The sequence below is a fragment of the Lichenicola sp. GTC18331 genome (assembly GCF_055386855.1).
Genome location: NZ_AP045015.1, coordinates 31,467 through 47,473, shown reverse-complemented (window position 1 = coordinate 47,473; position 16,007 = coordinate 31,467). Strand labels below are relative to the sequence as shown.

Annotated in this window: 10 protein-coding genes and 1 pseudogene; 5 read left to right on the top strand and 6 right to left on the bottom strand. The window is 67.6% G+C overall.

The genetic code is table 11. The annotated features are described in order from the left end of the window. Positions 1–80: 80 nt before the first annotated feature. The 3 genes from thrS to ACZ5BM_RS00185 all read right to left on the bottom strand — a co-directional run bounded on the left by thrS (position 81) and on the right by ACZ5BM_RS00185 (position 4,276). Positions 81–2,015, bottom strand: a complete 1,935-nt coding sequence (gene thrS / locus ACZ5BM_RS00195) for a threonine--tRNA ligase (protein WP_498909299.1) — start codon at positions 2,013–2,015, stop codon at positions 81–83. 102 nt (positions 2,016–2,117) lie between these two features. Continuing rightward, positions 2,118–3,122, bottom strand: a complete 1,005-nt coding sequence (locus tag ACZ5BM_RS00190; RefSeq protein ID WP_498909298.1) for a glycosyltransferase family 9 protein — start codon at positions 3,120–3,122, stop codon at positions 2,118–2,120. After that, positions 3,119–4,276: a glycosyltransferase family 4 protein gene (locus ACZ5BM_RS00185; RefSeq protein ID WP_498909297.1), complete on the bottom strand. Its 1,158-nt coding sequence runs from the start codon at positions 4,274–4,276 to the stop codon at positions 3,119–3,121. The genes ACZ5BM_RS00190 and ACZ5BM_RS00185 overlap by 4 nt, the downstream gene beginning before the upstream one ends. Positions 4,277–4,385: 109 nt before the next feature. Between ACZ5BM_RS00185 and ACZ5BM_RS00180 the strand changes: the two genes are divergently transcribed. Next, positions 4,386–5,138, top strand: coding sequence for an alpha/beta fold hydrolase (locus ACZ5BM_RS00180; protein ID WP_498909296.1), 753 nt, complete (start codon positions 4,386–4,388; stop codon positions 5,136–5,138). A gap of 27 nt (positions 5,139–5,165) precedes the next feature. Here the strand turns inward: ACZ5BM_RS00180 and ACZ5BM_RS00175 are convergent, their stop codons facing one another. After that, positions 5,166–8,294 (bottom strand): beta strand repeat-containing protein, encoded by a 3,129-nt coding sequence (locus tag ACZ5BM_RS00175; protein ID WP_498909295.1) that lies wholly within the window; start codon positions 8,292–8,294, stop codon positions 5,166–5,168. A gap of 144 nt (positions 8,295–8,438) precedes the next feature. Then, entirely contained in the window at positions 8,439–9,308 is an 870-nt protein-coding gene (locus tag ACZ5BM_RS00170) for an SDR family oxidoreductase (RefSeq protein WP_498909294.1), read from the bottom strand. Between the two features lie 101 nt (positions 9,309–9,409). Here ACZ5BM_RS00170 and ACZ5BM_RS00165 point away from each other — a divergent pair, with 101 nt between their 5' ends. The 4 genes and pseudogenes from ACZ5BM_RS00165 to ACZ5BM_RS00150 all read left to right on the top strand — a co-directional run bounded on the left by ACZ5BM_RS00165 (position 9,410) and on the right by ACZ5BM_RS00150 (position 14,813). Further along, complete coding sequence (locus tag ACZ5BM_RS00165; RefSeq protein ID WP_498909293.1) at positions 9,410–10,246, top strand: tetratricopeptide repeat protein; 837 nt, start codon at positions 9,410–9,412, stop codon at positions 10,244–10,246. A 69-nt stretch (positions 10,247–10,315) separates the two neighbouring features. Then, positions 10,316–11,212 (top strand): acyl-CoA thioesterase, encoded by an 897-nt coding sequence (locus tag ACZ5BM_RS00160; protein WP_498909292.1) that lies wholly within the window; start codon positions 10,316–10,318, stop codon positions 11,210–11,212. Positions 11,213–11,360: 148 nt separating this feature from the next. After that, positions 11,361–13,175 (top strand): annotated as a pseudogene (locus ACZ5BM_RS00155) (Hint domain-containing protein). Positions 13,176–13,181: 6 nt separating this feature from the next. Beyond that, positions 13,182–14,813 (top strand): glycosyltransferase family protein, encoded by a 1,632-nt coding sequence (locus tag ACZ5BM_RS00150; RefSeq protein WP_498909291.1) that lies wholly within the window; start codon positions 13,182–13,184, stop codon positions 14,811–14,813. On the opposite strand, the gene ACZ5BM_RS00145 is transcribed toward ACZ5BM_RS00150, so the two are convergent. Then, on the bottom strand, positions 14,801–16,003 hold the full coding sequence (locus tag ACZ5BM_RS00145) for a BaiN/RdsA family NAD(P)/FAD-dependent oxidoreductase (RefSeq protein ID WP_498909290.1): 1,203 nt from the start codon (positions 16,001–16,003) through the stop codon (positions 14,801–14,803). The genes ACZ5BM_RS00150 and ACZ5BM_RS00145 overlap by 13 nt on opposite strands. Between the last annotated feature and the right edge of the window lie 4 nt (positions 16,004–16,007).

Below are 16,007 nucleotides of genomic sequence, written 5' to 3'. Positions count from 1 at the left end.
GACTGCTCCTGTTATCGTCGTGCGTCGGGGGACACTAGCACGCGAAGATTGTCAAGTGGTGAAGGCTGGACGCAACGCTGTCACGCGGTCTCGCGCTTCAGATCGGGCGGCAGGGCCTCGGCTGCAAGAGCCGAAACCGCCTCGTCGAGCGAGAGGATCGTCTGGTCGGTGCTGCCCAGACGGCGCATCGCCACGGTGCGGGCCTCGGCCTCCTTGCGGCCCACCACCAGGATCACCGGGACGCGCGCGAGCGAATGGGTGCGGATCTTGGCGTTGATCTTTTCGTTCGCGACATCCGCCTGCGCCACCAGACCGGCACGCTTGAGGGCATCTGCCACCTCGACGGCGTAGGGCTCGGCATCGCTGACGATGGACGCCACCACCACCTGCACCGGCGCCAGCCAGAGCGGGAAGCGGCCGGCGAACTGCTCGATCAGGATGCCCAGGAAGCGCTCGAACGAGCCCAGGATCGCCCGGTGCAACATCACCGGCCGGTGACGGCCGCTATCCTCGCCGATGAAGGACGCGTCGAGACGGTCCGGCAGAACGTAATCGACCTGCAAGGTGCCGCACTGCCAATCGCGGCCGATCGCGTCGCGCAGAACGAATTCGAGCTTGGGACCGTAGAAGGCGCCCTCGCCCGGATTGTGTTCGTACTCGACGCCGGCCAGCACGCAGGCTTCCTTGAGCGCCGCTTCGGCGCGATCCCAGCTCGCATCGTCGCCGGCGCGGTTCTCGGGGCGATCGGCGAACTTCACGCGGAAGCTTTCGAAGCCGAGATCGCGATACACCTCCGCCAGCATCGCCACGAAGCGGGCCGTTTCCGGCGCCACCTGCTCCTCGGTGCAGAAGATATGCGCGTCGTCCTGGGTGAAGCTGCGCACGCGCATGATGCCGTGCAGCGCACCGGACGGTTCATAGCGATGGCAGGCGCCGAACTCGGCCATGCGCAGCGGCAGTTCGCGATAGGAGCGCAGCCCGTGGCGGAAGATCTGCACATGGCACGGGCAGTTCATCGGCTTCAGGGCGAGGGTCTTGTCCTCGTCCTCCACCGTGGCGATGAACATGTGCTCGCGATAATTCTCCCAGTGCCCGCTTTGCTCCCACAGCACGCGGTCCACGAGCTGCGGCGTACGCACTTCCTGGTAGTCCGCGCGGGTCTGCATGCGGCGCATGTAGTCCTGAAGCACCGTGTAGAGACGCCAGCCTTTCGGATGCCAGAAGATCGAGCCGGTGGCTTCTTCCTGGATATGAAACAGGTCCATCTCGCGGCCGATGCGGCGATGGTCGCGCTTCTCGGCTTCCTCGAGCTGCAGCAGATGCGCGTCCAGCTCCTTCTGGTCGCGCCAGGCGGTGCCGTAGATGCGGGTCAGCATCGGGTTGCGATGATCGCCGCGCCAATAGGCACCGGCCACCTTCATGAGCTTGAACGCCGTCCCGGCATCGCCGGTGCCGCGCATATGCGGACCGCGGCACAGATCGAGCCAGTCGCCCTGGCGATAGATCGAGATGGTCTCGCTTTCCGGCAGATCGCGGATCAGCTCTGCCTTGAAGCGCTCGCCCTTGTTCTCGAAGAAGGCGATCGCCTCCTCGCGCGGCCATTCCTCACGCTGGAACGGCGCGTTGGCGGCGACGATCTCGCGCATGCGCGCCTCGATCGCGGCGAAATCGTCCGGGGTGAACGGCTCGTTGCGGCTGAAATCGTAATAGAAACCGTTCTCGATCGCCGGCCCGATCGTCACCTGCGTACCGGGATAAAGCCCCTGCACCGCCTCGGCGAGAACATGCGCGATGTCGTGGCGGATCATGCCGAGCGCCGCATCGTCCTTGCGGGTGATGAAACGCAGGGCGGCATCGTCGCGGATCTCGCGCGACAGATCGGCGAGAACGCCGTCCAGTTCCATGGCGAGAGCGGCCTTGGCGAGACCCGGTCCGATGGACGCGGCCACCGCCGTGCCGGTCACCGGGCCGTCGAAGCGGCGAACGGTTCCGTCGGGCAGGGTGATGGCAGGCATGGAGGACGCTCCGAGATTCGGGAAAGTGTGTTCCTATGGAGGCAGGGCGACGCAGCCGCAAGCCTCGGTCCCGTCAGGGCACGGCAACGCCCAGCCGATGGCTCAGGCCGTCGCGGCCTTCGGGCCGGATGCGGCGAAGCGGTCCGGCGACGGCAAGAACCCCAGCAGAGGATCGAGTGCCGCCACCACGTCCGCGACCGGCAGATCGGCCAGGGTTTCGCGACGCAGAACCGCGCAACGGCCTGGCACCGGTCCGACCGGAGCGGTCAACGCCGGATCGCTGTCGGCGGAAAACAGCGTGAGCGTGGCGCAGCCCATGGCGGCAGCCATGTGCATCGGACCGGTATCGTTGCCCACCGCCAGAACCGCCCGGCCGCACAGGCCGCCGAGCTCAAGCAGGCTGGTGGCGCCGCACAGATCGACTGCTTCCGGACAGATCGCCCGGACCACATCGGCCAGAGCCCGGTCGGCGGCACTGCCCACCACCACGGGGCGCAAACCGCGTGCGTGCAGAAAGGCGGCCACCGTACCGAAGCGTTCCGTCGGCCAGCGTTTGCGCGGACGATGCGGCGCCGCACCCGGCACGATCAGGGCCATCTGGCCGCCCGGCGCGGGGCCGAAGGCGGACAGCCAGGACAGATCGGCATCGGGAACGGCGGCGATCCCGGCCTGACGCAGCTGCCCGGCCTGACGGATGCGGGTATGGAGGTTGTTGCGGTTCGGATCGGCATCGGGATGCGACGCACCGCGCGCGATGCCGGACCAGGGGGGCGCACCGGCGAGACGATGATAACGCGACGAGCGGCCGGAGGTCTGGAGATCGTAGACGAAATCGAAGCCGCGCAGCTGCGCCCGCAGACGATTCAGGCCGGCGAGGTTCCAGAACGAAGGGCGCTCATCCACAGAGATGGCGTCGAACCAGGGGCTCGCGTCGGCGAGATCGCGAAACGCGGCGGTGGTGAGCAGGGTGATATGGTCGCCCGCGTGATGCGCGCGGATCGCGGCGAACGGTGCGGAGGCCAGAACGACGTCGCCCAGGGCGCCGAGCTTGATGACCAGGATTCGTCGCCCGCTCCGGTCCGGCGTCTTGTCCGCCTCGGCGGTCAAGCGCCGCCGCCCAGAAGCTCGGCATACACGGCCAGCGTCGCCTCCTGCATGCGCCGAGCGGTGAAGCGGTCGAGCACGGACTGACGTGCGACGGCGCCGATGGCGGAACGGGCGGTCTCGTCCAGCCCGAGGGCGTGCTCGATCGCGTTGGCCAACGCCCCGGAATCGCCGGGCGGCACGTGAAAGCCGGACACGCCGTTCTCGACCGTTTCCAGGGCGGCGCCGTGCGCGGCGGCGAGGACGATCCGTTCCATCGCCTGCGCCTCGACGATGGTGCGTCCGAACGGTTCGGGTTTGAGCGACGGGATCACCACCAGATCGGCGAGCGCGAAGGCGGCCGGCATGTCGCTGCAACTGCCGGCGAAGCGCAGGCGAGAGGTCAGCCCGAGACGCGCCGCCTCCTGCACGAGGCTGGCGCCGAATTTGTCGCGGCCGGTGCCGGACGGCCCGACCATGACGCAGACCCAATCCGGCATGTCGCGCAGTTTCGCCAGAGCCTGCAGGAGCAGCGCCTGCCCCTTCCAGGCGGTGAGACGCCCGGGCAGCATGATCACACGGGCCCCGTCCGGCAGCTCCCAGCTCTTGGCGAGCGCATGGATACGGTCGCCGCGTACGGTGGCGGGATCGAAGGAGGCGGTATCGGCGCCGCGCGGGATCACGCGCAGGCGGTCGGAACCGACGCGATACTGGCCGGCGATCCGGTCGGCGACGAACTGGCTGATGGCGATGACGCGGTCACCCGCCGCCATCACCGCATTGTAGCGGCGCTTGAAGGGGAAATTCTCCGAATACACGCCGTGCCAGGTGGTCACGAACGGCACGCCGGTCCTGCGCGCCGCGAACCGCGCCGACCAGGCCGGCGCGCGCGAGCGGGCATGCACCAGATCGACTCCGTACCGGCGGATCAGCGTTGCCAGCTTGGCGGCGTTCAGCAGGATAGCGACAGGGTCCTTGGTCATGAGGCCAAGTTTGATATGGATGGCACCCGCCCGTTCGAGCTGCGGCACCAACCGTCCGCCGGCGCTGGCCACGATCGCGGTTCCACCTGCGTCGACGATCGCACGTGCCATCTCGATGGTGCCGCGCTCGACGCCGCCGGTCTGCAAAGACGGCAGAACCTGCAGGATCACGGGTTTCTGGTGCTGAATCGGCAAGGCGGATCGGAGCGGCATAGAGTTCGGCTCTAGCACGCCGTTTTTCCGGCGGCGACAGAGGAGCCGACGGCAACTGTCCGGCCGGGTGAGATCCGCCTACCCTCCCGCCATGAGCCAAGAAACCCTGCACACCGTCACGCGTGACGGCAACGATCTCGCCGCCCTGCACAGACCGGGAAACGGGCCCACGCTGGTGTTCCTGCCGGGCCTGCGCAGCGACATGACGGGCGACAAGGCGACCGCCCTGGCCGCCTACGGCGCCGAACGCGGTCTCGCCACGCTCCGTCTCGACTATTCCGGCCACGGCCAAAGCGGCGGTCGTTTCGAAGACGGCAGCATCGCCCGATGGCGGGACGATGCCATCGCCATCATCGACGCCATGGCACCCGGACCCGTTCTGCTGGTCGGCTCCTCCATGGGAGGATGGATCGGCCTTCTGGTCGCGAACGCGCTCGCCGAACGCGTGCGGGGATTCGTCGGCATCGCCGCAGCGCCGGATTTCACCCGCCAGGTGGCGGCATCGCTGTCCGCCGAGCAGTCGGAAGCCTTGTCCGGCGGCGAAACGATCTTTCTTCCCGCCATTCCGGATCCGTTGCCGCTGACGTCGCGCGCGCTGGCCGAAGGGGAAACCTGTTGCATCATGGACGAACCGATCTCCATCGATTGCCCTGTCAGGCTGCTGCACGGACAACGGGACGACGTGGTGCCCTGGCACACGGCGCTCGATATCGCAGACAAGATCACCGGGGCCGATTGCCGGACGATTCTCGTAAAGGACGGCGATCACCGTTTGTCGCGCCCGCAGGACATCGCCCTGCTGCGCGACACGGTGGCGTCGCTTCTGACGAGGGCGGAGGGATAGGTCGCCCTTCGCTCCGCCCCGGCGGGATCAGGTGAAGCTGATCCCGGAATGGTTGCCATCGGTATAGTTGTGGAACGTGGCGTGGGCGCCGTCGGCGAACCCGACCACAAGGCTGCCGCCTTGGATCGCGCTGCCGATGACGTTGGACAGCTGAACCGTCGCGCGCGACGGATCGTAGCCTGTCACGTCCAGATCGCCGCTGATCCGCCCGTTGAACGACAGAACCGATTGCACCGCCGCGGACAGATCCACCGTCGCGGTTCCGCTACCACCGGTGATGGTGGTGTTGCTGCCGGCATGGATCTCCGCAGCGCCTTCCCCGAGAACCAGCGTGGCGGGATTGCTGCCCCCGAGGAAGCGCAGCGACGCGGAGGCGTTCTGGCCCATGGTGATCGACTGGGCACCGGTTGCGGAACCGCTGTCGGACACGGTCAACGTGCCGCCGCCGGACATCGCGATCGTCTGCTGCGCCGCACCGCCCTCCACGACGTTGTTGCCGCCGGACAGGGACAGATTGGCCGCCTTGGCACCGCCCTCGTAGGTGAACGTGCCGCTATTGCCGAACGACATGACGGTCGTCGTGCCGCCACTGCTCGAACCCGCACCGTGGATCGTGGTAGCGGAAGCACCGGTCAGAAGCACGGTATCGTTGCCGCCGCCTTCGAACAGATCAAGCGCGGCGGTGCCGGTCCAGACCGTGTTGCCGCCCGTGCTGTCGATCGTCACGGCACCGGTCTGTTCCGCACCGTTCAGCACGACCGTGCTGTTGCCGCCGGTGAAATGCATGTTGGCGCCGCCGCCGAAGATCGTCGATGTCGCGACACCGTCGGTCTTGATCGTCTGCAGCTCCGACGCATCGCCCCACACGTCGAACTCGGCACTGTCGGCTCCGGTGCCGCCATGGAGGGTGACCGTGGACGACGTGTTGTACATGTCACCCATGATGAAGCGGGTATGGCCACCGGCGGTGCAATCCACCGCACCCGTCCCGACCCATACGGCGGTATTGCCAAGGCTTTGCAGCGTCAGCGCACCGTTCTGATGCGGCCCGTTCAGAACCACCACGGTGTTTGCCGCACGCAGCGACAGAGCCGAATCTCCGCCGAACACCACAATCCCGGTGTTCTGGTTATGACTGAGATCGATCTGCGCCGTCAGGTTCGGGTCGCCACCGACATAGAACGCTCGGGCCGTGATGTCCGAAGACGTGTCGCTGCCGTAGCCCGCACTGGTCAGCGTGACCGTCTGGGTGAACGGGACAGCGGACAGAACCGTCGTGCCGCCCTGATTGCTGAGTGCCAGCGTCAGCGCAACCTGGGATCCTGCCGACTGGGCAGGCATGCGCATGCTCAGCTGAGCCAGCGCGGACTGAGCGGACGTGGCCGAGCCGCTTATCGTGACGCTGGCACCGTCGCCGGACTGCGTCATGCCGGCAGCGAAAGACGTCGTATCGAACAGGCCGGCGACGGAACTGGTCACCGTCGCATAGACCGTATCGCCGATGTTCGGATCGGCGATAACGGCCTGGGGAAACGGCGTGAAGGACTTGCCTTCGGCCACTCGCGCCGTCGCCGCGATGCCCGTCACCGCGTCGGCGATCAGCGGAGCGCCCGTAACGGCGATGCCGGTCGCGAACGTTGCCGAGCCGGCATAGGCGGAAACGCGCAGCGTCGCTGTTTCCTGCGCTACGGTTCCGCTCTTCACGGTCGCCGTATTCAACCTGAGCAGACGGAGCGCCGACGCCACATCGACGGCGTTGCCGCTCACCTGCAAGCCTGAGCCGTCGCTCGAGAACGAGTAGCTGATCGCGCCGTTGCCGGACTCGGCAGCCGCGAAACCCTGCTGATCGAACCCGGCGATGCCCGGATCCGACAGCGAGACGTTGGCGGTGACCGGCGTGGTCGGTCCGACGAGCGACAGATCGGCGTAAAGGGCCGCGGATGCTCCGCTCAGCGAGACGGTCGTATTGCCGGAAACCGTCGGCGCGGATCCGGATGAATTGATGGTCAGATGCTCGATCGAGGATGCCGTCCCGTTTGCGGCGGTGGTGACGTTCACCTGGATCGCGGCGTCCATCGAGCCACTGCCGGGATTGGTGGCGACGAAATGCAGCGCCCGCACATCGGACTCCACGAGGCCGGCCTGGCCCGTCAGCACCACCGTGCTTCCATCCGCACTCAACTGGCTCGTCACGCCGCCGGCCGATCCGATCGGCAAGGCCGAGATATCGAACCTGCCCTTGGACGGGTCGGTCAGCGTCAGCGTCGCCGTGACCACGGTCTGCGCCAGGTTCTGAACCGAGATCGATTCGAACGGTGCGGAATTGGAACCGCCGCTCAGGAATATCGGCGACGCGTTCTGCGAGACGGACACCGCGGAATGCGTACCGGCGATCGCCAATGTCGCCGTACCGCTCGTGGTCGTTCCGTTGACCACGTCGCGCGCGGAGACGGTGAACGTTTCCGTGCTGGTGGTGCCGAGATACCGGGCTGCGGGCGAGAAACGCAGAGCTTGCAAGCCCGTGCTGACTGCGGACGCGCTGCCGTTCAGCGTGACCGATCCGTCCTGATTGGTCGTCACCGTGACGCCGGACAACCTGCCGGTATCGAACGTCCCGAGCGTTCGATCGCTCATCGACACGTTCACGCTCACGCCGTCATTCGCCGCCGACACGACGACCGACGTCGGCAGAAAGGCGGTCGCGATGGTGTCCGACACGGTCGACCCGTTCGCGACGTTCTTCAACGCCACGGCGACTCCCTGATTGTCGACCAGGCTGCTGAAGATCGACCGGTCAGAGGTCACGCCGCCAGCCGTGTTGGACATCACGACCGTCAGATGCGCCGTCAGCGTCTGCCCCGCCGGGAGGGCGTTCGCATCGAACCGAAGCGCCCGCAACGCCGTCTGCACGGTCGCCACGCTGCCGGAAATCATCACCAGCGTTCCGCTCGGCGCGACGAAACTTCCAGGCGGAAGCGCGCTGGCGTCCAGCGCGCCGGCAGGCAGATTGTCGTTCAAAACATAGCAGGTCACGACATCATCGGCACCGTTCGTGCCGGAGATCGCGGCCTGGGCGAACGGCGTCACCACCGTCCCGCTCGTACTTGTCTGGGCGGCCAGGCCGGACAAGATATCCTGGTTGGGACCGCTGGTCATTGCGTGCGTCTCCGACTTTCGGTTCGGCATGAAAGGCATGCCGTGTCCTGTGTTCGGAGCGAACCTAGAAGCTGGATCGCAAATAAAACGTTAACAGGATTCTGTGCGACCTATCCCGTCCAGCATTTTCGCCGGTCGTCACGGTCACGACCGAGTGAGCAATTTCTCTTCCAGGAGAGTCGCCGCAAGTCCTTCCTTGTAGCTCGGATAGCGCCATTGTCGTTTGAGCGCGGCCTGGGTCGCCCGGCCGGAGACCTTGCGATGCTCGGACCAGAAACTCCGTCCCATCGGGCTCATCGTCTCCAACGCGTCCTCCAGCGGCACTTCGGGCGGCGCGGCGACGCCGAGCAGCGACGCTGCGTAGGCGATCACGTCTGCGCTCTCCGCCGGCACGTCGTCCACGAGATTGCAGATCCGATGGCCCGGTCCCTCCCGCATCGCCGCCAGCGTGGCGCCGGCGATGTCGTCACGATGGATCCGTCCGAACTCGTGCCCGGGCGCCACGATCCGCCGGCTCGTCCCGTTGCGCAGAGCGTCGAACACGCTGCGCCCAGGCCCATAGATGCCGGCCAGACGCAACAGATCCATGCGGGCGCCGAGCCGCGCGGCGAGAGCCGACCAGGCTGACTCGGCCACGACGCGGCGTTGGCCGCGCGCTGTGCCGGGCGCCGGTGCGGTCGTCTCGTCCACCCAATCCCCGTTCCGGTCGCCATAGACGCCGGTGGTGGAGAAATAGCCGATCCAGTCGGGCGCGCAGGCCTCCGGCGCCTCGCCGAGCAGGTTGAGGAACGGATCGCCCCCTTCTCCGGGCGGCGCGCCGGCCAGCCAATGCGTCGCCGAGGGGAGCACCGTCGCCGCCTGTTCCGGCCGAAGGACGGAAATCCCGCGCGGAACCAGCTTTGCGGAATCGCGCGTCGTCGCGGTCACGGCGTATCCGGCCGCGACGGCGTGTTGCGCCACCGCGGTCGCGGAATAGCCGAGCCCCAGGATCAGCAGATGGCCGGGGCGCCTCAAGATGGGCTTCTCCAGATGTAGAATCGCCACGATGCGGCGATCCCTTGCCGATCGACCCTTGACCCGACCACCCTCCCGGGAGCCACAGTGCCGGACAAGCCATGAAACACGTCCCGGTTCTCCTTTGCGGTGCGATCCTGGCGGGTGCGGTTCCGTCGCCCTCCGAGGCCACGGACCTCCCGCATACGGCATCCCCTGCGTCTCGCTCCAGCCAACGCGCCGCGCGAACCGAAGCTGCACTCAAACGGGCCGCCGCCACGCAAGGCGACATCGAAAACCGCTGCCTGTCGATGATCGCGGACGATCCGGACGGCGCGCGCGAGCAGGCCGAGGACTGGGCCAGACATGGCGGCGGCGACGGCGCGACGCGCTGCGGTGCGCTGGCCGAGATCGCCCTGGGCGATCCCGAAGGCGGCGCCATCAGGCTCGACACGGCATCGCACGATGCGACCCTGGCCGCATCACGCCGCGCCCTGCTGGCGTCGGACGCATCGCACGCATGGCTCCTGGCCTCCAGACCGGATCGGGCGCTGCAATCCGCCGGCCTCGCCGTCACGCTCGATCCGTCGCCGGATCACGCGGTCGATCACGCCCGTGCGGCGCTGTCCGCGCACCAGCCGGATGCGGCCATCGGCGACCTTTCGCCGGTGCTGGCCGCACATCCGAACCGGACGGACGCGTTGATCGTCCGCGCCACCGCGTTCGGTCAGACAGGCGCCCTCGACCGGGCCCGCGCCGACATCGACGCCGCCTGCCGGCTGCAGCCGGACGATCCGGCGGCGCTGCTGGAACGCGGCGTGTTGCGGGAACGCATCGGCGATCTCGATGGCGCACGGGACGACTGGAGCCGGGTGATCGCCGCCTCGCCGGATACGCACGAGGCGGATCTGGCGCAGCAGGATCTGGCCTTGCTGGAAGCAGGCCCCGAGGCGCGCTAGCGTTCATCGTTGCTCTGAAGACTGCCGGTCAGAACAAGAATCACCAGAATAAAGATCACTGGGAGCGCCATGAGTTCGAGCTATCAGCCGGTCACGCAATGGGACCAGCGCGACGTCACCGAGTTGCTGCGCGTGGAACCGGACGGCAGCGACTGCTTCGTCGCGCGGCACAATCAGGTGAATGCCAACGGTGCCGTGTTCGGCGGTCAGGTGCTGGGCCAGTCCCTGGCCGCCGCCAGTGCCACGGTGGAAGACCGCTCCCTGCATTCGATGCACGGCTATTTTCTCCGCCCTGGCCGCTGCGACGAGCCGGTACGCTACCGGGTCGAGCGGACGCGCGAGGGGCGCTCCTTCACGACACGCCGGGTCACCGGCACGCAGGGCGCCGAAACCATCTTCCATATGGAGTGCTCGTTTCACGCCGACGAACCCGGCTGGGACCATCAGTTCGACGTCCCCGACGTGCCGGCGCCGGAGCATCTGACCAGCCTGGAACAGATCGCCGGCGAGATGGAGACCGGCCCGCTTCGCGCCCTGCTGGACCGTCTGCGCTTCACCCTCGACGTGCGTCCGGTCGATCCGGACCATCTGCTGACCCGACGTCACGACAGCACGCTTCTGCTCTGGTTCAGGATGCCGAACGCCGCGACGGTCGACGATCCGGCGGTGAAACAGCAGATCCTGTCCTGGATGAGCGATCACTGGATCAGCGCCGCCGCCGTGGTGCAGCATCAGGTGGCACTACCCAATCCCGACATGATGATCGCCAGCCTGGATCACGCGATGTGGTTCCACCGGCCCTGCCCGCCCGGAGAATGGTTGTTGTTCGCCTATGACAGCCCGTCCGCCTTCAACGGCACGGGCCTGTCGCGCGCCCTGATCTATGCGCAGGACGGAACGCTGGTGGCGACGGCGGTTCAGGAATCGCTGCAGCGACCGAGACGCCGGCCACCCATCGTCGGATGACGGCACTGCGGGTCTGCGTCCCGACCGGCGTGTGTTAGCGGAACAAACGAAAAACAAACGTGACCTGACGACGGTTTCGTGACGGTATCGGAGCGGATCGGTTCAAAGACTGGACGTCCACCCCGCCCCGAACCGGAATCAGGTGGTCATGACTGTCGAAACCCTCCCGACCGCGGATGCGGCAGCACCCGCGACCGGCCATACCCTGCGCTGGGCCGGCGGTTCAGAGGGGCGCTGGGACGATGCCCACAACTGGACCGACGACCTGACCGGGACGATCGCCGGGTCACCGCCCGGGGCGACGGATACGGCGATCGTCGATGGCGGCGTCGGCGTCAGGATCGACGGCGACGGCGCGGCGCACAGACTGATCCTGACCGGCACGATCCAGATCAACGGCAATCTTCGAACGACCAGCCTCGTCGATACGGATACGACGCCCGGCGCGAGAATTTCGGTGTCGCAGGACGCCAGTCTGACCGTCACGGCGGATTCCACGCTGGTCTCGTCCGATCCGCAGCCCATGTCGGCCGGCCTGCCAACCGGCATGGACGTGGCGGCGAACAGCCATCCCGGCAGTCTCGTCATCGAGGCCGGAGCATCGTTCGTCCTGCCGGTGGCCGTCATCGCGGCGCCGATCTGGAACGACGGCGTCGTCACCATCGCCCCGAACAGTGCGGTCCCGGCCGGAGAGATCGACGGCTCCGGCGTTCTGCTGGTCGAGCCGGGCTTCAAAGGCGACGTCCAGCCGGCCGCGTGGTCCGGTTCAGGACCGGTGCTCGGAATGTTCCAGCAGATCCGCTTCGATGGCCCGAACGCATCGCTCTGCCTCAACAACGGGGGCAATACGGCCGACACGCCGATCCTGGTGGAGAACTTCCAGCCCGGAAACACGATCGCCGTCTGGGGCACGCCGATCGCCAGCACCGTCACACCATCGGCGGATGGCGACCTTCTCGATCTGACCGAACTGATGGGCGGGCTGCGTGGCCGGACGATCCATCAGTTCTTTCGGTTCGATAACGATCCCGAAGAGAACGGCTTCGCGATCCAGACCGTTTTCCATCCCACCGGGGCGTTCGACGCCGGCTACACGACCGTCTTGTTGCAGCAGGCGACGACATGTTTCTGTCCCGGCACACGGATCGCCACGCCTGTCGGCGAACGTGCGATCGAAGATTTGCGCATCGGAGACCGGATCACGACGGCGGACGGCGATGATCGTCCGATCCTGTAGATCGGGAGACGATCCTATGACATCCGTTTCGCGCGAAGCCGTCCATCTCTCTGGCCGATCCTGATCCGTGCCGGAGCGCTCGGCGCGGGGCGGCCGCGACGCGACCTGTTCGTTTCGCCCAGGCACGCCATGCTGGTGCGCGACGTGCTCGTTCCCGCGGAGTTGCTGGTCAACGACCGGTCGATCCTGCGGCAGGCGCCGTCGGGCGATATCTCCTATCTGCATATCGAGCTCGAGAACCACGATCTGTTGCTGGCGGAAGGCGCTGCCACGGAGAGCTTCGTCGACGACAACAGCCGCATCCTGTTCGAGAACGCAGCCGAATACGCGGCGCTTTATCCCGACCGCGACGCCCGCCTTCCTGCCTGGTGCAGGCCGCGCGTGGACGACGGCGAGGCGCTTCTGGCGGCTCAACATTTCGTGGATATGCTGGCCGGACGATCGCGGCGACGGACAGGCCCTGCGCTGCAAGGATCCCTGGACCGGGTGGAGAACGGGATCGCCCAAGGCTGGGCGTGGAGCCCGGAGCATCCGAACGCGCCGCTGCTGCTGGAATTCCTGTGCGACGGCGAGCCGGTCGCGCGGGAGCTCGCCAATCTTTACCGCGCCGATCTGGCGGAGGCCGGGATCGGCACCGGCTGCCACGGATTCGAAGCCGCTCTGCCCCATACGACCGGCGCGATCACCATCCGGCATGTGCGGGACGCGAGCCCCCTGGCGATCTGATCGGTGATGCCGTCGCCCGTTATCGGCAGGATCGACGAGGCCGGTCGGACCGGGGTGAGGGGCTGGGCCTGCGACGGCCGGCGTCCGCATCAGGCCGTCAGCCTGCTCGTCCTGCAGAACGGCGTTCTGCTCGGACGCGTGCTGGCCAATCGCTTCCGGCAGGATCTGCTCGATGCCGGTGTCGGCGACGGCCGGCACGGGTTCGACCTGCCCTTCAACGATCCGCTGTCACCGCTCCGGCCGCACGAAATCCGGGTGCTGGTGGAAGAAACCGGCGACGATCTGCCGCATTCGCCCTGGATCGTGCAGCCGGCCGCCGAGTTGAAGCAAACGGAACTGCCCGCACTCGCCCGGCTGCTGCAAAGCGAGACGGCGGAATGCGGCGCGATCGACGAACGTATCCGCTTCCTGTTCGACCAGATCGATACGCTGCGGCAGACACGGGCGCGCCTGATCGAACGGCTCCCCACGGGACCGGTCGGACGGGAGATCGCTTCGCAAGATGCGCTGGGGCAGAAGCCGCTCGCTCTGGTTCTGGACGAAATCCTGCCCGACGCGACCCGCGATGCCGGCTCCAACGCAGTCCTGTCGCACATGCAGGCGCTGCGACACCTCGGCTACCATGTCATGATCGCCGCTGCGGACCTGAAACCGGAGCCGGAACGCGGTTCCGCACTGGCCGCGCAGGGCTTCGAGGTCTGCGCGCTGCCGTTCTACGCAACGACTGAGGAGGTCCTGAAACGCCACGGCATGTCGGCGCGCCTCGTTTACCTGCATCGCGGCTCGATCGGCAGTCGCTACGCCCGCCTCGTGCGGCACCATTGCCCGCAGGCCCGGCTGCTGTTGTCTGTCGCGGATCTGGAACATCTGCGTCTCAAACGTCAGGCCGAAGCGGAGCGTCGTCCCGAACTTCTGCCGGCGGCACGTGCGGCCCAAGGCCGCGAGATCGATGCCCTCATGAAGGCGGACGCCGTCATCACCCATTCGGCGACCGAGGCCGCCCTCTTGCGCGACGCGTTCCCGTTGAAGCCGGTGCATCGCGTGATGTGGACGCCCGGCACGCGACCGGTCGCAACGCCGTTCGCGGCGCGCTACGGCGTCGTGTTCCTGGCCGACTACGCGCACGCCCCGAACCTGGATGCGGCCCACCGCCTGCTGCACGACATCATGCCGCTGGTCTGGGAACACGACCCGACCCTGCCCTGTCTTCTGGCCGGCAGCCGCCTGCCGCCCGGGCTGGGCAAGGGCGATCCACGAATCCGCCGGGTCGGGCACGTACCGGTTCTGCAGACCCTGTTCGAGCGGGTTCGGCTGTCCGTCGCACCGCTCATGTTCGGCGCAGGCGTCAAGGGCAAGGTGCTGGACAGTCTGGCCGCCGGAATACCCTGCGTCTGCAGCCCGATCGCCGCCGAAGGTCTGGACCTTCCCGTCTCCCTGGCGGCATCGGTGGCGCGCGACACGCACGACGTCGCCCGGCTGATCCTCGCCCTGCATGGCAATGCCAGGATCAACACCGATCTGAGCAAAGCCGGTCTCGACTGGACCGCGCGCCATCTCTCGGACGAGGCCATCGAAGCCGGGTTGAGCCTCGCAGCCGCACCGCCCGGCAAGCGGCCCACGAACCGTCAGGCCGCCTGACCTGCCGCCCAGCCGCTGCTCCAGGCCCATTGGAAATTGTAGCCGCCCAGCCAGCCGGTGACATCCACCGCCTCGCCGATGAAGAACAGGCCCGGGACCGCGGTCACGCCCATGGTTTTCGACGACAGCGCCGCGGTGTCGATCCCGCCGCGCGTCACCTCGGCCTTGGCATAGCCCTCCGTGCCCGTCGGGCGCACGCGCCAATCGCCGATCCGCGACGCCACGGCGTCGAGCACACGCTGTGCCACCCCGCCCAGAGGCCCATGCGCACCGCTTTCCTCCGTCACCGCCTGGGCCAGACGCTGCGGCAGGATCTCCGCCAACACGGTCTGGAGTTCCGCCTTGCCCCGGCTCTGACGCTTGCCGCGCAGGAACGCTGCGGCGTCGGTGCCGGGGGCGAGATCCAGCCTGATCTCCGCGCCCGGCCGCCAATAGGAGGAGAGCTGCAACAGCGCCGGGCCGGACAGGCCGCGATGGGTGAACAGCATCGCCTCGTCGAAGGCAGTGGCCCGCTTGCCCTCGCCCACCCGTCCGATCACGCGCAGCGACACGCCGGCCAGGGCCTTCAGCGGCGGCAGCGCATCGCCCTCGAACGTGAACGGCACCAGAGCGGGCGCCACCTCCGTCACTGGAACCGCGAATTGCTCCGCCAGGCGATAGGCGAACCCCGTGGCGCCGAGCTTCGGGATCGACGGGCCGCCGGTGGCGACGACGAGGCTATCCGCCTCGATCGCGCCCCCATCCGTCTCGATGCGGAACCGGTCCGGCCGATCCACGGCGCCGATACGCTGTTCGAGCGCGATCTCCACCCCGGCTGCCGCGCATTCGGCCAGCAGCATGGCGACGATCTGCCGCGCCGAGCCGTCGCAGAACAATTGCCCCAGCGTCTTCTCGTGCCAGGCGATGCCGTGCCTTTCCACCAGCGATAGGAAATCCTGCGCCGTGTAGCGGCTCAGAGCGGAGCGGCAGAAATGCGGGTTGGCGCCCAGGAACCGGTCTGGACGGCAATCGCGATTGGTGAAATTGCAGCGTCCGCCGCCGGAGATCACGATCTTGGCGCCCGGCTCGGCATTATGGTCCAGCACCAGCACGCGGCGGCCGCGACGCCCGGCGCTGATCGCCGCCATCAGCCCGGCCGCGCCGGCACCCAGCACCACCACGTCCGGGCGGGCGTTTCCCACCCGGGTCATCGCG

Coding starts and splice junctions, on each gene's coding strand:
- ACZ5BM_RS00160 (WP_498909292.1), top strand. CDS start 10,316: ATGAGTTCGAGCTATCAGCCGGTCACGCAATGGGACCAGCGCGACGTC.
- ACZ5BM_RS00175 (WP_498909295.1), bottom strand. CDS start 8,294: ATGACCAGCGGTCCCAACCAGGATATCTTGTCCGGCCTGGCCGCCCAG.
- ACZ5BM_RS00165 (WP_498909293.1), top strand. CDS start 9,410: ATGAAACACGTCCCGGTTCTCCTTTGCGGTGCGATCCTGGCGGGTGCG.
- ACZ5BM_RS00180 (WP_498909296.1), top strand. CDS start 4,386: ATGAGCCAAGAAACCCTGCACACCGTCACGCGTGACGGCAACGATCTC.
- ACZ5BM_RS00150 (WP_498909291.1), top strand. CDS start 13,182: ATGCCGTCGCCCGTTATCGGCAGGATCGACGAGGCCGGTCGGACCGGG.
- thrS (WP_498909299.1), bottom strand. CDS start 2,015: ATGCCTGCCATCACCCTGCCCGACGGAACCGTTCGCCGCTTCGACGGC.
- ACZ5BM_RS00145 (WP_498909290.1), bottom strand. CDS start 16,003: ATGACCCGGGTGGGAAACGCCCGCCCGGACGTGGTGGTGCTGGGTGCC.